Here is a 14,469-nt window from a genome sequence, read left to right on the forward strand (position 1 = left end):
TCAGGCCATCATGCGGCGGTACCAGGCATGGAAGTGCGCCATGCCGTCCTCCAGAGGGCTCTGATAGGGGCCGCATTCGTTTTCGCCGCGCTCCATCAGGGCGCGGCGTCCCGCGTCCATGCGCTCGCCGATCTCGTCGTCCTCGATCGCGGTCTCCAGATAGGCCGCGCGCTGGGCCTCGATGAACTCGCGCTCGAAGGCGACGATCTCCTCGGGGTAGTAGAACTCGATCACGTTGACGGTTTCCTGGGGGGCGACGGGATGCAGCGTGGACAGCACCAGGACGTGCGGATAGAGCTCGATCATGTGGGTGGGGAAATACGTCACCCAGACCGCGCCGAAATCGGGCGCCGAGCCCGATCGGTACTGCAGCAGGCGGTCGTGCCATTGGCGATAGACCTCGGTGCCCGGCTGGCCCAGGGCCTGGTGGATGCCGACGCGCTGCATGCTGTGGAAGTCGCCGAATTCCCATTCCAGGTCGTCGCAGGTGACGAAGCGCCCCAGTCCCGGGTGGAAGGGACCGACGTGGTAGTCCTCCAGGTAGACCTCGATGAAGGTCTTCCAGTTGTAATGGCAGGGATGGACTTCCACGTGGTCCAGCACATAGTCCGAAAAATCGAATTCCGGCCGTTCGAACAGGCCGCCGATGTCGCCGAGCGGATCGCGTGCGCCCTCGAACAGCAGGCCGTGGCAGTCGCGCAGCGGGAATTCCCGCAGCCGCAGGTCCGGTTTCTCGGGGAACAACGGGGCGTTCAGCAGGCCGCCCCGGGCGTCGTAGCTCCATTGATGGATGGGGCACAGGATGCGTCCGCCCGTGCTGCACAGGTTGCCGGCCGCACAATCGGCGTCGCGGCCGTTCTGGCTGCCCAGCATCAGGGCCTGGCGGTGGCGGCAGACATTGGACAGCAGGCGTACGTCGGTCCGGTCGCGCAGCAGGACACGGCCGCCGCCCTCGTGGGCCAGTGTGCGCCAGTCGCCGGGGTTCGGCACCATTTTCCCGTGCCCCACGTAGCGCGCGCTGCGTTCGAATATGTGGCTGCGTTCCCGTGCCAGGATGGACGGGTCGAAATAATGATGGACCGGAAGCTGGCTGGCCAGATCCGCGCCGGAAGGGATGTAAGGGTTGGTCATTGGTTCCCCCCGCAAGAATGGAACCGTCCGGGTTGCCGCGTCCCCGCGTCCCGGCGCCGGCAGTCCAGGCGGGCGGGGCGGGGAAAGGACGGCGGCCGGATCGGCGCGAAGAAAAACGCCCGAGCCGGTCGGCCGCATGGCGCGACCGGACCGCATGGCCCCGACACGGCGTGAAGCCCGGTTCGGGGCAGGGGACGAAATTGTACCCCACCCTGGGGCCGGGATGGGCCGTGCCTGTTTCATGGTCTGGCGGGGTTCCCGTACAATCCAGTCTGGAATGCACAGATGAAATCCCATGGTCAACGAACAAACCCCGCCGCCGGATCGCGCGCCCCGGTCGGCCGATTCATTGCCCCAGGACTTCGAGACGGCACTGGCCGAACTCGAGGACCTGGCCGGCCGCATGAACGACGGCAGCCTGGGCCTGGACGAATCCATTGCCTTGTATCAGCGCGGCGTGGCGCTGGCCCAGGTGTGCCAGCAGCGGCTGGAGGCTGTCGAGCAGCAGGTCCAGGTGCTTCAGGGCCAGTTGCTCCAGCCTTTCGACGACGCCTCGACGCGGGACGCGTCATGAGTGCTGCGGCGGGTAATTTCGACGCTTGGCTGCACGATCGGGTGGATCATGTCTCGGCGGTGCTCGACGATCTGCTGCCGCCCGTCGAGGACGATCCCGCGCGGCTGCACGAAGCCATGCGTTATGCCGTTCTCGGGCCGGGCAAGCGGGTGCGGGCCGCGTTGGTCTATGCGGCCGGCGAGGCCAGCCGCGCGCCGAACGGAACGGCCGCCTCCCAGGATCTGGCGCTTGACGCCGCCGCCGCCGCCGTGGAACTGATTCATGCCTATTCGTTGATTCACGACGATCTGCCCTGCATGGATGACGACGATCTGCGGCGGGGCAGGCCCACCGTGCATCGCCGGTTCGACGACGAGGCCCTGGCCATGCTGGCGGGGGATGCGCTGCAGCCCTTGGCCTTCGATTGCCTGGCGCAGATGCCCATTGCGCCGGCCCTGACGGTCCAGGCGGTCCAGTTGTTGGCCCGCGCGGCGGGCAGCGACGGCATGGTCGGCGGCCAGGCCATCGATTGCGCCAGTGTTGGCCGGACGCTGCGCGTCGAGGCCCTGCAGCACATGCACCGCATGAAGACCGGTGCCCTGCTTGAGGCCAGCGTGCTTCTGGGCGGGGTGGTGGCCGGTGCCAGCAGCACGGCGCGGGCCGGCCTGGAATCGTACGCCTCGGCCATGGGCCTGGCCTTCCAGGTGGTGGATGACATCCTGGACGTGACCGCCGATTCGGCCACGCTGGGCAAGACCGCCGGCAAGGATGCCGCCCAGGGCAAGCCGACCTACGTGTCCATCATGGGGCTGGAAGGTTCGCGCGAACTGCTGGCCAGCCTGCGCGAACAGGCTTGCGCTGCGCTGCTGCCGCTCGGGCCGTCGGCCTGCCGCCTGCGCGAACTGGCCGACTACATCATCGGCCGGTCCCATTAGCGGGGACTGGCCCTGGATCAAGGCATCATGACTAGACTACTGGAAGGCATCCAATCGCCGGCGGATCTGCGCCGTCTGGACCGTCGGGACCTCAGGGAACTGGCCGCCGAACTGCGGGCGTTCGTGCTGGACTCCGTGTCGCGCACCGGGGGGCACCTGTCCTCCAACCTGGGGACGATCGAACTCACCCTGGCGCTGCACTATGCGTTCGATACGCCCCGGGACAGGCTGATCTGGGACGTGGGCCACCAATCCTATCCGCACAAAATCCTGACCGGACGACGCGAGGCCATGTCCGGCTTGCGCCAGCAGGGCGGGATCTCCGGCTTCCCGAAACGCGCGGAATCGCCGTACGATGCCTTCGGCACGGCGCATTCCTCGACCTCGATCTCCGCCGCACTGGGCATGGCGGTCGCCTCGCGCAACGCCGGCGTCGACCGGCAGCACATCGCCGTGATCGGCGACGGGGCCATGACGGCGGGGATGGCCTTCGAGGCTCTGAACAATGCCGGCGTCACGCCCGACGTGAACCTGCTGGTCGTACTGAACGACAACGACATGTCGATTTCGCCCCCGGTCGGCGCGTTGAACTATTACTTCGCCCGGCTGCTGTCGGGTCAGTTCTATGCCCACGCCAAGCACATGGGGCGGGCCGTGCTGCAGCATGTGCCGCCCGTGCTGGCGCTGGCGCGCAAGCTCGAAGGCCACGCCAAGGGCATGCTGTCGCCGGCCACGCTGTTCGAGGAGCTGGGGTTCAATTACATGGGGCCGATCGACGGCCACGACCTGGACGTGCTGATCCCCACCCTGGAAAATCTGCGCCGCCTCGGCGGCCTGCAGTTCCTGCACGTGGTGACGCGCAAGGGCCAGGGCTACAAACTGGCCGAGGCCGATCCGGTCCTGTATCACGGTCCGGGCAAATTCGACCCCTCGGTCGGCATCCAGAAACCCGCCGCGCCCGCGCGCCGGTCGTTCACCCAGGTGTTCGGCGACTGGTTGTGCGACATGGCCGCCGCCGACACACGGTTGGTCGGCATCACGCCGGCCATGCGCGAAGGCAGCGGCCTGGTCGAGTTCGAGCGCCGTTTCCCGCAGCGCTATTTCGACGTCGGCATCGCCGAACAGCACGCCGTGACCTTTGCCGCCGGCCTGGCTTGCGAGGGCTGCAAGCCCGTGGTGGCGATTTATTCCACCTTCCTGCAGCGCGGCTATGATCAGTTGATCCACGACGTGGCCCTGCAGAATCTGGATGTGACCTTTGCCCTGGATCGTGCCGGGATCGTCGGCGCCGACGGGGCGACCCATGCCGGCAATTACGATATCGCCTACCTGCGCTGCGTCCCGAATCTGGTGATCGCCACGCCCTCGGACGAGCGCGAGGCCAGGCTTTTGCTCAATACTTGCTTTCTTCATCCCGGACCGGCCTCGGTCCGCTATCCGCGCGGCGCCGGCTGCGGCGCCGATCCGGGCGACAGCCTGGATCCGGTGGAGATCGGCCGGGCCGTGGTGTGCCGCGAAGGCCGGGACATTGCGCTGCTGGTGTTCGGCACCCTATTGCCGGAAGCCGCCCGGGCGGCCGAATCGCTGGACGCCACGCTGGTGGACATGCGCTTCGTCAAGCCCCTGGACGAGGCGCTGCTGCGGCGGCTGGCCGACGATCACACCCTTTTCGTCACGGTCGAAGAGGGCGCCGTCATGGGCGGCGCGGGCAGCGCCGTGGCCGAATGGCTGAGCCGGGAGGCGATCGTCCGCCCGATCCTGCAACTAGGCTTGCCGGATGAATTCATCGATCATGGGGACCAGAAGGCCATTCTCGCCGGGCTCGGCCTGGATGCCGATGGAATCGAGGCGTCGATACGCCAGCGCTTGAAAAGGAATGCTTCATGAACACCCTGCTGGACCCGGTGGCGATGGCGATGCCGGACGTGCAAAGCGGGCCGGACTCGCGCCGGGTCGCCATCCAGCGAGTGGGCGTGCGCGGCGTGCGCCACCCTCTGGTGGTGTCGGCCGGCGCCAGTCAGCCTCAGGCGACCGTCGCCGATTGGGAAATGACCGTGGCCCTGCCGGCCGACGAGAAGGGCACGCACATGTCGCGCTTCATCGCCTTGCTGGAATCGCGGCGCGCCCAGCCGATGACGCCCTCTGACTTGTGCGCCCTGGCGCAGTCCATGCTGGACCTGCTCCATGCCGACGCGGGCGATGTCGTGGCGGGTTTCCCCTATTTCATCGAGAAGCCCGCGCCGGTGTCCGGCGTGCGCAGCCTGATGGACTACCGGGTCCGCTGGTCCGTCCGCGCCCGTCGCGGCGAGACGCCGCGCTTCTCCCTGTCCGCCCAGGTGCCGGTGACCAGCCTGTGCCCCTGCTCGAAAGCGATCTCCGAATACGGCGCCCACAACCAGCGGTCACACGTGACCGTGGACCTGGAGTACGACACGGTCCAGTCCGTCGACCTGGACGCGCTGATCCGCGGCGTGGAATCCCAGGCTTCGTGCGAACTGTGGGGATTGCTCAAGCGCGCCGACGAGAAATTCGTCACCGAGCGCGCCTACGAGAACCCGAAATTCGTCGAGGACCTGGTGCGCGACGTCGCCGTGATGCTGCAGCGTCTGCCCGGCGTGGCGTCCTACCAGGTCACGGCGGAAAATTTCGAGTCCATTCACAACCATTCCGCCTACGCGGTGGTGAGCAGCCGCTAGATCTGCTAGAATGCCGGGTTACTTGCTCGACCGTGCCTGTGGCATGCCTTTTTTGGCGTGTCCGCGGCGTCCCGGAATGGGGGCCGCACGATGCCGGCGGGCTGTCTGTCAACATCACAGATATCCATAAGGAGTCTTACATGCGCCACTACGAAGTAGTGTTCATCGTGCATCCCGATCAGAGCGAGCAGGTGCCCGCCATGATCGAGCGCTACCAGGCCATGGTCACCAGCAATGGCGGCCAGATCCACCGCGTCGAGGACTGGGGCCGCCGCCAGCTGGCCTACCCGATCCAGAAGCTCGTCAAGGCCCACTACGTGTGCTTCAACATCGAGTGCGGCCAGGCCGCCCTGGATGAGCTCGAACACTCGTTCCGCTACAACGACGCGATCCTGCGCCACCTGTTCGTCAAGACCAAGCACGCCCACACCGAGCCGTCGATCATGATGAAGTCGGTCGAGCGCGAGGAAGCCCGCAAGGCGACCGCTACCGAGTCCACCACGAATTCCTGATCCGGAGCCCGCGCATTCCGTGAACCGGGTCGAAATCGCAGCGCGCGTGGCCGAGGCCGAGCCGCTGCGCCACACGCCGGCGGGCACGCCGGTGCTGCGGCTCCGGATGGCACATGAATCCGAGGTCCTGGAAGCCGGGTCTCCCCGCACCGTCCGCATGGAACTGCAGGCGGTGGCCCTGGGAGACGTGGCCCGGGAACTGGCCGCAGCGCCCATCGGCGCCCTCGTGCAGGCCATCGGGTTCCTGGCGCCCCTCCGGCAGGGTTCGGACCGGCTGGTGTTCCACATCCAGCGGATCGCGCAGGCACACTGAATGAACATGCCGGGCATGGCCCGGCCACAAAAGAAAGGCAATCATCATGGCTTACTTCAAGAAAACCAAGGAAAAGCGCAAGTTCGGGCAACAGAATCCGCTGTTCAAGCGTCGCAAGTTCTGCCGCTTCACCGTCGCCAAGGTCGAAGAGATCGACTACAAGGATCTGGACACCCTGCGCGATTTCATCCAGGAAAACGGCAAGATCATCCCGGCCCGCCTGACCGGCACCAAGGCGCACTACCAGCGCCAGCTGGACACCGCCATCAAGCGTGCGCGCTTCCTGGCCCTGTTGCCGTACACCGACAACCACAACTGATCCGAGGTCTCCCATCATGCAAGTCATTCTGCTTGAAAAAGTCGTCAATCTCGGCAACCTGGGCGATGTGGTCCGTGTGCGCGACGGCTATGCCCGCAACTACCTGATCCCCCAGAAGATCGCCCGCCGTGCGACCGACGCCGCCCTGAAGGAATTCGAGGCCCGCCGCGCCGAGCTCGAAAAGCACCAGGCTGAAAAGCTGGCCGCGGCCCAGGCCGTCGGCGAAAAGCTGTCCGGCTACGTGCTGACCATCAGCCAGAAGGCCGGCGTCGACGGCCGTCTGTTCGGTTCGGTCACCAACATGGACGTGGCCGCCGCGCTGCAGGCCGTCGGCTTCGCCGACGTGCACAAGGCCCAGGTCCGCATGCCCGACGGCGCCATCAAGACCGTGGGCGAGTTCCCGCTGCAGGTCGCGCTGCACGCCGACGTGGTGGCCGATATTTCGGTGACCGTGCAGGGCGAAATGGCCTGAGGCACCGCATCGCCGCGCCCCATGCCTCGTGGTAACGTAGGGATGGCGCGGCGCCGCTGAAAAGGGTCGGCGTATCGCCGGCCTTTTTTCATTTTGATCCGAGGACAAGGTTTGGAAATCGAAGCCGACGCGCAACTGGATTATCTGCGTGTGCCGCCGCATTCCATCGAGGCCGAGCAGTCGGTGCTGGGTGGCCTGCTGCTGGACAACGCCGCATTCGACCGGGTCGCGGACGTCCTCACCGAGGACGACTTCTACCGTTTCGACCACCGCCTTGTCTGGCAGCACATTACCCGGCTGGTCGGGCTGGCGCGGCCAGCCGATGTCGTCACGGTTCACGAATCCCTGGCCATGGCCGGCAAGGCCGACGAATGCGGCGGCCTGCCCTATCTGAACGCCCTGGCGCACAACACGCCCTCGGCCGCCAACATCCGCCGCTACGCGGAGATCGTGCGCGAGCGGTCCATGCTGCGCAAGCTGGTCTCCATCGCCGACGAAATCTCCTCGGCCGCCTTCAATCCCCAGGGCAAGGAAGCCCGACAGATCCTCGACGAGGCCGAGTCGCGCGTCTTCCAGATCGCCCAGGAAGGCGCGCGCGGCATGGCGGGTTTCCAGGAGATCCGTCCGTTGCTGGCCCAGGTGGTCGAGCGTATCGACGAACTCTACCATCGCGAGGGTGATTCCGACGTGACCGGGGTGCCGACCGGCTTCAATGATCTGGACCGCATGACCTCGGGCCTGCAGCCGGGCGATCTGGTGATCGTGGCCGGACGTCCTTCGATGGGCAAGACCTCCTTTTCCATGAATATCGGCGAACACGTCGCCATCGAGCAGGGTCTGCCGGTGGCGGTGTTTTCCATGGAAATGGGCGCGGTGCAACTGGCCATGCGCATGATCGGCTCGGTCGGCATGCTGGACCAGCACCGCATGCGCACCGGCAAGCTGAACCAGGACGACTGGCCGCGCCTGACCCACGCGGTGCAAAAGGTCGAGGAAGCCCAGATCTACATCGACGAGACCCCCGCGCTGACGGCCATGGAGCTGCGCGCCCGCGCGCGGCGTCTGTCGCGCCAGTGCGGCCAGCTCGGGCTGATCATCATCGACTACATCCAGCTGATGTCAGGCAATGGCGGAGAAAACCGCGCCACGGAAATCTCCGAGATCAGCCGGTCGCTCAAAAGCCTGGCCAAGGAACTGAACTGCCCGGTGATCGCGCTCTCGCAGCTCAACCGCAGCCTCGAACAGCGTCCCAACAAGCGGCCCGTGATGAGCGACCTGCGAGAATCCGGGGCCATCGAGCAGGACGCCGACGTGATCATCTTCATCTACCGCGACGAGGTCTACAACCCCGATTCGCCCGACAAGGGCACGGCCGAGATCATCATCGGCAAGCAGCGTAACGGCCCGATCGGCACGGTGCGCCTGACCTTCCAGGGTTCCAGCACCCGCTTCCTGAACTTCTCCGCCGCGCCGGGGTTCTGAACAGTCGCCAGCAAGGGCGGACCGGCCCCCGGGCTGCGATGATCAGTGCGCCGCCGGCGCTTTTGGAGCGTGCAGCAGTTGCGCCAAGGCCTCTGTCAGTTCCGGGTGCTTCCAGGTGAATCCCGCCGCTTCCGCCCTGATGGGCGCCAGTCTTTGACCGCCGAGCAGCAGCACGGACATTTCGCCCAGGGCCAGGCGCAGCGCCCAGGCCGGAACGGGCATCATCGCGGGGCGCCGCAAGGCTCGAGCCAACCTCCGGGTGAAGTCGCTGTTGCGCACGGCTTCGGGCGCGCAGGCATTGAACGCGCCGCTGCATTCGTGTCGCAGCAAATGGTCGATCAGTGCCACCTGGTCGTCGATGTGGATCCAGGGCATCCACTGCCTGCCGTCACCCAGGCGTCCGCCCAGTCCAAGGCGAAAGACGGGCAGCAGCCGTGTCAACATGCCGCCTTGCGCAGCCAGCACGGGCGCGGTGCGCAGCAGCGCGACCCGGACACCCCACTGACTCGCGCGTTGCGCTTCCTGCTCCCAGGCGACGCACAGGCGGCTGCCGAAATCGTTTTGTCCCGGCTCGCTGTCCTCGTTCAGCCATTCATCACCCCGGTCGCCATACCAGCCGACCGCCGAGCCCGACAGCAGGATACGGGGCGGAACGGTCTGCCGGCCCATCCAGTCCACCAGCGTACGCGTAAGATCCACACGGCTGCGCCACAGCACGGTGCGGCGGGCTTCGGTCCAGGGGCGGTCGACAATGGGCGCGCCCGCCAGGTTGATCACGGCGTCCATGGGGTCGACGTCATCGAGATCCTGCAGCCGCGCAATACCCTGTGCGCCACTGCACAGTTCGGGAACCTGGAGCGGATTGCGGCTCCAGACCCACAGTTGGCGCCCCTGTGACCGCCAGTATTGGCAGAGCGCCCGGCCGATCAGGCCGGTGCCGCCGGTGAGCAGAATGCGCATGGCGTTTTCCCTTCGTTACGATGCCGGGTCCCGGCGCGTCTGGGGCACCCAGATCAGTGCCGAAGTATCGACGCCCAGCGCCTGGGCGCGGGCCAGAATGGCTTCGCGTTGCCCGGCGTCGAGCTGTTTGTCGCGAGCGAGGATCCAGGCATAGCCTGTATCCGGTCCGATCACCAGCGACCACCGGTAGTCGGGATCGAGTGCGGCCACGTGGTAGCCACCGTAGAAGGGCCAGAAGAAAGAGACTTTGAGCGAGCCCGTCGTGGATGAACCGATGAACCGCGCATGTCCGACCGCTTCGCGCCATTGGCCCTTGGCGGGGAGAAAGCCGCGATTCACCACGCGCACGCTGCCATCTGGCAGCGGCGTATAGGTGGCCGAGACATCGGTCATGCCCCGCTCGAAAGAATGATCGAGCCGGGCCAGTTCGTACCAGTGCCCCTGGTAACGCTGCAGATCGAATGGGGTGACGGCGGTCACGCCGGGCGGGGGCCGGGTGCTGGCGCAGCCCGCCAGCAGCAGCGCGCAGCCGGCGGCCAGCAGGGAGGGAAGCGCCCGCCTTTGCTGGCGGGAAAGGCCTGCGAACAGGGTGCGGAGCATGTCGGAAAACGGGCGCATGATGTCCTCGATCGATTCAGTGGGCGTGCCGCCATTGGGATACCAGCGGCTGCAGGCCGGACAGGTGCCGGATGGCGCTGACGCCGGGCATGGACCATTGGTACAGGGCCGCGCATGAGCCGCCGACCCATAGCGCCGTCGCGGCGGGCAGTTGGGCACGAAGCGCGCGCAAGTGGGTGCGCACCTCCGCGGCTTTGTGCACATTGCTGAAGCTCAGGGCCACCACATCGGCTTTGTGGGCCTGTGCGGCCTGGACAATATCGGTCACGGGGGTCTGCGTGCCCAGAGAGACACAGGCGCAGCCTTCCAGCACCAGCAAGGCTTCGACCATCAGCAGACCGAGGCCATGCTGCTCCTGCGGCACCGTTGTGAGCAATACCTTGGGGCCCTGTGCAACGGGCTGGGGCGTCAGCGATGCGATGGCGTGACGCAGCACGCCGGTAATGATCTCGGTGTACAGGTGTTCTTCGTAAATCTCGAAGCGGCCTTGCGACCAGGCATCGCCGACAGCGGTGGTCAGCGGGGCGACCAGATCGGTCACGAAAGGCGCCAGACCCATGCGCATCTGGGCATGCCCGAGCCCATGCCGCAGGGTCCGTGGATCATGCGCGGCGATGGCCTCGAGCAGTTCCTCGATCAATGGATCAGTCGCTTGATGTTTATGCTTTGTCTTGGACAAATCAGAAGTGGCGTCAGTCGTACGCCGCGCCAGCATGTCGTGCAGCTGTTCAATCTCCAGCCCGACGACCTTTCCGGGCCGCATGCCGGCATCCAATAGCCGCGCGATCAGTTTGAGTCGTTGAACCTGCGCGGCGCTGTAGAGCCTGTCTCCGGACGCATCCCTGTCAGGTCTCGGAAAACCATAACGTTTCTCCCAGACGCGCAGCGTGTCTTTGGCCAGGCCTGTTTCGCGCGCGACGGTGGCGATCGACAAGCCGGCATCGTCTGCGGAAGGCTGTGTGTCGCTGGGGTTGGAAGCGATCTGGCTCATGATGGGCTGAAGAATGGGTTGATCGAATTGTCTAGGACAAAACTGGTTTTGTCTAGTATATTACGTCATCAGTGTAGCGTGCGGGGAGATGCCCGTGCGTGACGATGCATCGGGGAAATCATGAAAGTCGCTGTCATTGGATCGGGCATTTCAGGCTTGGCGGCTGCTCACCGCCTGAAAGGCCATGCGCGGGTGACGCTGTTCGAGGCGGGAGGCTATTTCGGTGGCCACACGCACTCCGTACAGGTCGACTTGCCGGATGTCCATGGCCGTCGGGTCTCTCATGCGGTCGACACGGGGTTCCTGGTTTTCAATGAACGGACGTACCCCGGGCTCATTGCCCTGTTCCAGGAGTTGGGCGTGGCTACCGCGCCTTCCGACATGTCGTTCTCCGTCCAGGTGCCGGGCGCCGGTCCGGCGGGCGCCCACGCCCTCGAATGGAGCGGCTCCAGCCTGGCCACGGTGTTCGCCCAGCGCCGCAATCTGCTGCGCCCGCGCTTTCTGGGGATGCTCTGCGAGCTGTTGCGCTTCAACCGCTTGTGCACCCAGCTCGCCACCCGGGGAGACGACGCCGTCCTGGTCCAGCCGCTGGGCGATTTTCTGGACCTTCATGGTTTCAGCGAAGCCTTCCGGCACTGGTATTTCCTGCCCATGCTGGGTTGCATCTGGAGTTGCCCCACCGATCAGATGCTGAGATTCCCCGTGGCCACCATGGTGCGGTTCTGTCACAACCACGGACTCCTCCAGGTCCAGGACCGGCCGCAATGGCATACTGTGGCCGGTGGCGCGCACCAGTATGTGGCCAGGATGCTCCAGGGCCTGGATGCCCGCCTGGCGACGCCTGTCGAGCGGGTCCGGCGCGACGAGGCCAGCGTATACATTCACGCAGCGGGTGAAACCGAGCGTTTCGATGCCGTGGTGCTCGCGGTGCACAGCGATCAGGCCCTGCGCATGCTGGAGCATCCCACCGTGCAAGAGCAGGCGGTGCTGGGGGCCATCCGCTATCAGGCGAATCGCGCCATCCTGCATACCGACACCGCCGTGATGCCGCGGCATCGCGCCGCCTGGGCCGCGTGGAACTATGAGCGTTCCACGGAGGGTGCGCGCGAGTCCGCCCGCGTCTGTCTCCATTACTGGCTCAACCGCCTGCAACCGCTGCCGTTCGCGCAGCCCGTGATGGTGTCCCTCAATCCGGTCCGCGACATCGATCCCGCGCGGGTGCTGGGCGAGTTCGATTACGACCATCCGGTATTCGACATCGGGGCCATGGCGGCGCAGAGGCGTCTGCCGCAGTTGCAGGGTGTATGGCGGACCTGGTACGCAGGCGCCTGGGCCGGCTATGGCTTTCATGAGGATGGCCTGCAGTCGGGCTACCGCGCCGCGGATCTTCTGCTGGCTCGATGGCGCCGCCGGGAGGCGGCATGAGCCCGGGCCTCGATCATCGTGCCTTACCGGGCAATCGGCCGTATATCGGCTTCGGCCATGTCTGGCATGACCGGCTGCGTCCGCGCCGCCATCGGTTCGTCGTGCCGACGTTTTTTCTCATGCTGCCCATGCGCGCATTGCGCCAGCGGCCAGCGTTGGCGAATCCCCTGGCGATGAACCGTGCCGGAGCGCTTTCCTTCCGGGATGCCGATCATGGCGATGGACGCGGTCCGGGAGAGGGGGGGGCGCTGGCCTGGCTGGAGGCGCTGTTGGGCGCCGAAGGCATCCACGATGCGCAAGGCGAGATCTGGCTGCAATGCTATCCCCGTGTGCTGGGATACACCTTCAAACCGGTCAGTTTCTGGTATTGCCACCGGGCCGATGACAGTTTGCGCGTCATCGTGGCCGAGGTGAACAATACGTTCGGCGAACGGCATGTCTACGTGCTGGATCACCCCCGCTATGGCCAGGTGCTGCAGGCGCGGAAAGTCTTTCATGTCTCGCCATTCTGCCCCCTGGAGGGCGGCTACCGTTTCGAATTCCGCCGCACCGGTTCCCAAGGACTGCGATCGGTCCGGGTGAAAATCGATTATCGCGACAACGAAGGCCCCATGCTGCTGACCGGCGTGGCCGGGCGTCTCGAACCGTTGAATGCCGCCAGCCGTCGCCGCGCGCTCTGGCGCTACCCCCTGCTGACGCTGGGCGTCATGACCCGCATTCTCTGGAATGCCTTTCTGCTCTGGTTGAAACGGGTCCCTGTTCACGCGAAACCCGAAGCGCCGGCGCAGTCCGTTTCCCGTTCCTTTCCCTCGGACGACTGGCAATGAACACTAAAACGTCTTCCTCATTCCCCTCCGGGTTTCCCGCCGACATGCCGGCCGCCGCGCGCACCTGCCTGAGCTGGTTGCAGCGCTTGCAGCATGGCACGCTCCATCTGGAGGCCCCTGACGGCCGCATGCTGCAGCTGGGCCAGGGGGGGCAGCCTCACGCCAGTTTGCGGCTGCGCGACTGGCGCGTCTTTGGCGCGGTGCTGCGCTCGGGCGACATCGGTCTGGCGCAAGGGTATATCGCGGGCGACTGGAGCACGCCGCATCTGGCCGATCTGCTGCGGCTGCTGATCGCCAATCGCAACACGCTGGAAACGCTGGTGTATGGAAGCTGGTGGGGGCGGCTGCTCTATCGCTTGCGTCACCTGATGCATCGCAATACCCGCCCCGGGAGCCGGCGCAATATTCAGGCCCACTACGATCTGGGCAATGACTTCTACCAGTTGTGGCTCGATCCGGGCATGAATTACTCCGCCGCCTGGTTTCAGGGGGATCCGTCGGGCGATCTGGCCCAGGCTCAGCGTGCGAAGATCGGCCGCGCCCTGCGATGCGCCGGAGTAGAACCCGACAGCCGTGTCCTGGAGATCGGCTGTGGCTGGGGCGCGTTGGCCGAAATGGCGGCGGGCGAGTTCCAGGCGCATGTCACGGGCGTCACCCTGTCCTCCGAGCAGTTGGCCTGGGCCCGGGAGCGGATGCTGCGCGCCGGGCTCGCGTCCCGGACCGACTTGCGCCTGCAGGACTATCGCGATATCCAGGACGAGCCGTTCGATGCGATCTGCTCCATTGAAATGATCGAAGCGGTAGGCCAATCCTATTGGCCCGACTATTTTGGCGCCCTGGCGCGCTTGCTGAAACCGGGCGGCAGGGCCTGCGTGCAGAGCATCGTCATCGACGATGCGCTGTTCGAACGGTATGTGCAGGGCACCGACTTCATTCAGCAGTATGTCTTTCCGGGCGGCTGCCTGCCCAGCCCGACGCATTTTCGTGCGCAAGCCCGACAGGCGGGCTTGCGCGTGACCGATGAATTCGCCTTCGGTGCCGACTATGCGGAAACGCTGCGCCGCTGGCGCCAGCGTTTTACTCAGCATCGCGCCGAGGTCCTGGCCAAAGGGTTCGATGCCGGTTTTCTGCGAACCTGGGAATTCTATCTTGCCTACTGCGAGGCGGCGTTCGATACCGGCAACATCGACGTGGTCCAGTACACGCTGGTGAAAGATTGAACACACGATGCCCTC

The 14,469-nt window shown here is 65.8% G+C and carries 16 protein-coding genes; 12 read left to right on the forward strand and 4 right to left on the reverse strand.

Features of this window, described 5'->3' with window-relative positions:
* On the reverse strand, positions 1-1,131 hold the full coding sequence (locus O4H32_RS08010) for an aromatic ring-hydroxylating oxygenase subunit alpha (RefSeq protein ID WP_269358063.1): 1,131 nt from the start codon (positions 1,129-1,131) through the stop codon (positions 1-3).
* Between the two features lie 295 nt (positions 1,132-1,426).
* On the opposite strand from O4H32_RS08010, the gene O4H32_RS08015 reads away from it, so the two are divergent.
* From O4H32_RS08015 to O4H32_RS08055, 9 genes are all read left to right on the forward strand, one after another.
* Positions 1,427-1,705, forward strand: a complete 279-nt coding sequence (locus O4H32_RS08015) for an exodeoxyribonuclease VII small subunit (RefSeq protein ID WP_269358064.1) — start codon at positions 1,427-1,429, stop codon at positions 1,703-1,705.
* Positions 1,702-2,619 (forward strand): polyprenyl synthetase family protein, encoded by a 918-nt coding sequence (locus O4H32_RS08020; protein ID WP_269358065.1) that lies wholly within the window; start codon positions 1,702-1,704, stop codon positions 2,617-2,619. Before O4H32_RS08015 ends, O4H32_RS08020 begins: the two co-directional genes overlap by 4 nt.
* Before the next feature lie 24 nt (positions 2,620-2,643).
* On the forward strand, positions 2,644-4,506 hold the full coding sequence (gene dxs / locus O4H32_RS08025) for a 1-deoxy-D-xylulose-5-phosphate synthase (protein WP_269358179.1): 1,863 nt from the start codon (positions 2,644-2,646) through the stop codon (positions 4,504-4,506).
* Complete coding sequence (gene folE2 / locus O4H32_RS08030) at positions 4,503-5,315, forward strand: GTP cyclohydrolase FolE2 (RefSeq protein WP_269358066.1); 813 nt, start codon at positions 4,503-4,505, stop codon at positions 5,313-5,315. Before dxs ends, folE2 begins: the two co-directional genes overlap by 4 nt.
* 140 nt (positions 5,316-5,455) lie before the next feature.
* Positions 5,456-5,827: a 30S ribosomal protein S6 gene (gene rpsF, locus O4H32_RS08035; protein ID WP_269358067.1), complete on the forward strand. Its 372-nt coding sequence runs from the start codon at positions 5,456-5,458 to the stop codon at positions 5,825-5,827.
* A gap of 19 nt (positions 5,828-5,846) precedes the next feature.
* Positions 5,847-6,140 (forward strand): primosomal replication protein N, encoded by a 294-nt coding sequence (gene priB / locus O4H32_RS08040; RefSeq protein ID WP_269358068.1) that lies wholly within the window; start codon positions 5,847-5,849, stop codon positions 6,138-6,140.
* Positions 6,141-6,186: 46 nt separating this feature from the next.
* Complete coding sequence (rpsR, locus tag O4H32_RS08045; RefSeq protein WP_043683419.1) at positions 6,187-6,459, forward strand: 30S ribosomal protein S18; 273 nt, start codon at positions 6,187-6,189, stop codon at positions 6,457-6,459.
* Between the two features lie 16 nt (positions 6,460-6,475).
* A complete protein-coding gene (rplI, locus tag O4H32_RS08050) occupies positions 6,476-6,931 on the forward strand; it encodes a 50S ribosomal protein L9 (protein ID WP_269358069.1) in 456 nt (151 codons plus the stop codon).
* A gap of 111 nt (positions 6,932-7,042) precedes the next feature.
* Entirely contained in the window at positions 7,043-8,413 is a 1,371-nt protein-coding gene (locus tag O4H32_RS08055) for a replicative DNA helicase (protein ID WP_269358070.1), read from the forward strand.
* A gap of 42 nt (positions 8,414-8,455) precedes the next feature.
* Here the strand turns inward: O4H32_RS08055 and O4H32_RS08060 are convergent, their stop codons facing one another.
* Genes O4H32_RS08060 through O4H32_RS08070 form a run of 3 tightly spaced genes read right to left on the reverse strand, consistent with a single transcriptional unit; the run spans position 8,456 to position 10,982 of the window.
* The gene (locus tag O4H32_RS08060; RefSeq protein ID WP_269358071.1) at positions 8,456-9,373 is read right to left on the reverse strand and encodes a TIGR01777 family oxidoreductase; all 918 of its coding nucleotides are present in this window, start codon (positions 9,371-9,373) and stop codon (positions 8,456-8,458) included.
* A gap of 15 nt (positions 9,374-9,388) precedes the next feature.
* Complete coding sequence (locus tag O4H32_RS08065) at positions 9,389-9,973, reverse strand: lipocalin family protein (protein ID WP_407932634.1); 585 nt, start codon at positions 9,971-9,973, stop codon at positions 9,389-9,391.
* A gap of 34 nt (positions 9,974-10,007) precedes the next feature.
* The gene (locus O4H32_RS08070; RefSeq protein ID WP_269358073.1) at positions 10,008-10,982 is read right to left on the reverse strand and encodes a MerR family transcriptional regulator; all 975 of its coding nucleotides are present in this window, start codon (positions 10,980-10,982) and stop codon (positions 10,008-10,010) included.
* Between the two features lie 120 nt (positions 10,983-11,102).
* On the opposite strand from O4H32_RS08070, the gene O4H32_RS08075 reads away from it, so the two are divergent.
* Genes O4H32_RS08075 through O4H32_RS08085 form a run of 3 tightly spaced genes read left to right on the forward strand, consistent with a single transcriptional unit; the run spans position 11,103 to position 14,454 of the window.
* Positions 11,103-12,407, forward strand: a complete 1,305-nt coding sequence (locus O4H32_RS08075; protein WP_269358074.1) for an NAD(P)/FAD-dependent oxidoreductase — start codon at positions 11,103-11,105, stop codon at positions 12,405-12,407.
* A complete protein-coding gene (locus tag O4H32_RS08080) occupies positions 12,404-13,234 on the forward strand; it encodes a DUF1365 domain-containing protein (RefSeq protein ID WP_269358075.1) in 831 nt (276 codons plus the stop codon). The genes O4H32_RS08075 and O4H32_RS08080 overlap by 4 nt, the downstream gene beginning before the upstream one ends.
* Positions 13,231-14,454 (forward strand): SAM-dependent methyltransferase, encoded by a 1,224-nt coding sequence (locus tag O4H32_RS08085; RefSeq protein WP_269358076.1) that lies wholly within the window; start codon positions 13,231-13,233, stop codon positions 14,452-14,454. Before O4H32_RS08080 ends, O4H32_RS08085 begins: the two co-directional genes overlap by 4 nt.
* Positions 14,455-14,469 lie beyond the last annotated feature (15 nt).

Source organism: Castellaniella denitrificans (assembly GCF_027214045.1).
GTDB classification, from domain to species: Bacteria; Pseudomonadota; Gammaproteobacteria; order Burkholderiales; family Burkholderiaceae_B; genus Castellaniella; species Castellaniella denitrificans_A.

What these genes read in the sequence shown, in the direction of transcription:
- O4H32_RS08010 (WP_269358063.1), bottom strand. Translation starts at nt 1,131, where the DNA reads ATGACCAACCCTTACATCCCTTCCGGCGCGGATCTGGCCAGCCAGCTT.
- O4H32_RS08015 (WP_269358064.1), top strand. Translation starts at nt 1,427, where the DNA reads ATGGTCAACGAACAAACCCCGCCGCCGGATCGCGCGCCCCGGTCGGCC.
- O4H32_RS08020 (WP_269358065.1), top strand. Translation starts at nt 1,702, where the DNA reads ATGAGTGCTGCGGCGGGTAATTTCGACGCTTGGCTGCACGATCGGGTG.
- folE2 (WP_269358066.1), top strand. Translation starts at nt 4,503, where the DNA reads ATGAACACCCTGCTGGACCCGGTGGCGATGGCGATGCCGGACGTGCAA.
- rpsF (WP_269358067.1), top strand. Translation starts at nt 5,456, where the DNA reads ATGCGCCACTACGAAGTAGTGTTCATCGTGCATCCCGATCAGAGCGAG.
- rpsR (WP_043683419.1), top strand. Translation starts at nt 6,187, where the DNA reads ATGGCTTACTTCAAGAAAACCAAGGAAAAGCGCAAGTTCGGGCAACAG.
- rplI (WP_269358069.1), top strand. Translation starts at nt 6,476, where the DNA reads ATGCAAGTCATTCTGCTTGAAAAAGTCGTCAATCTCGGCAACCTGGGC.
- O4H32_RS08060 (WP_269358071.1), bottom strand. Translation starts at nt 9,373, where the DNA reads ATGCGCATTCTGCTCACCGGCGGCACCGGCCTGATCGGCCGGGCGCTC.
- O4H32_RS08065 (WP_407932634.1), bottom strand. Translation starts at nt 9,973, where the DNA reads ATGCTCCGCACCCTGTTCGCAGGCCTTTCCCGCCAGCAAAGGCGGGCG.
- O4H32_RS08070 (WP_269358073.1), bottom strand. Translation starts at nt 10,982, where the DNA reads ATGAGCCAGATCGCTTCCAACCCCAGCGACACACAGCCTTCCGCAGAC.
- O4H32_RS08075 (WP_269358074.1), top strand. Translation starts at nt 11,103, where the DNA reads ATGAAAGTCGCTGTCATTGGATCGGGCATTTCAGGCTTGGCGGCTGCT.
- O4H32_RS08080 (WP_269358075.1), top strand. Translation starts at nt 12,404, where the DNA reads ATGAGCCCGGGCCTCGATCATCGTGCCTTACCGGGCAATCGGCCGTAT.
- O4H32_RS08085 (WP_269358076.1), top strand. Translation starts at nt 13,231, where the DNA reads ATGAACACTAAAACGTCTTCCTCATTCCCCTCCGGGTTTCCCGCCGAC.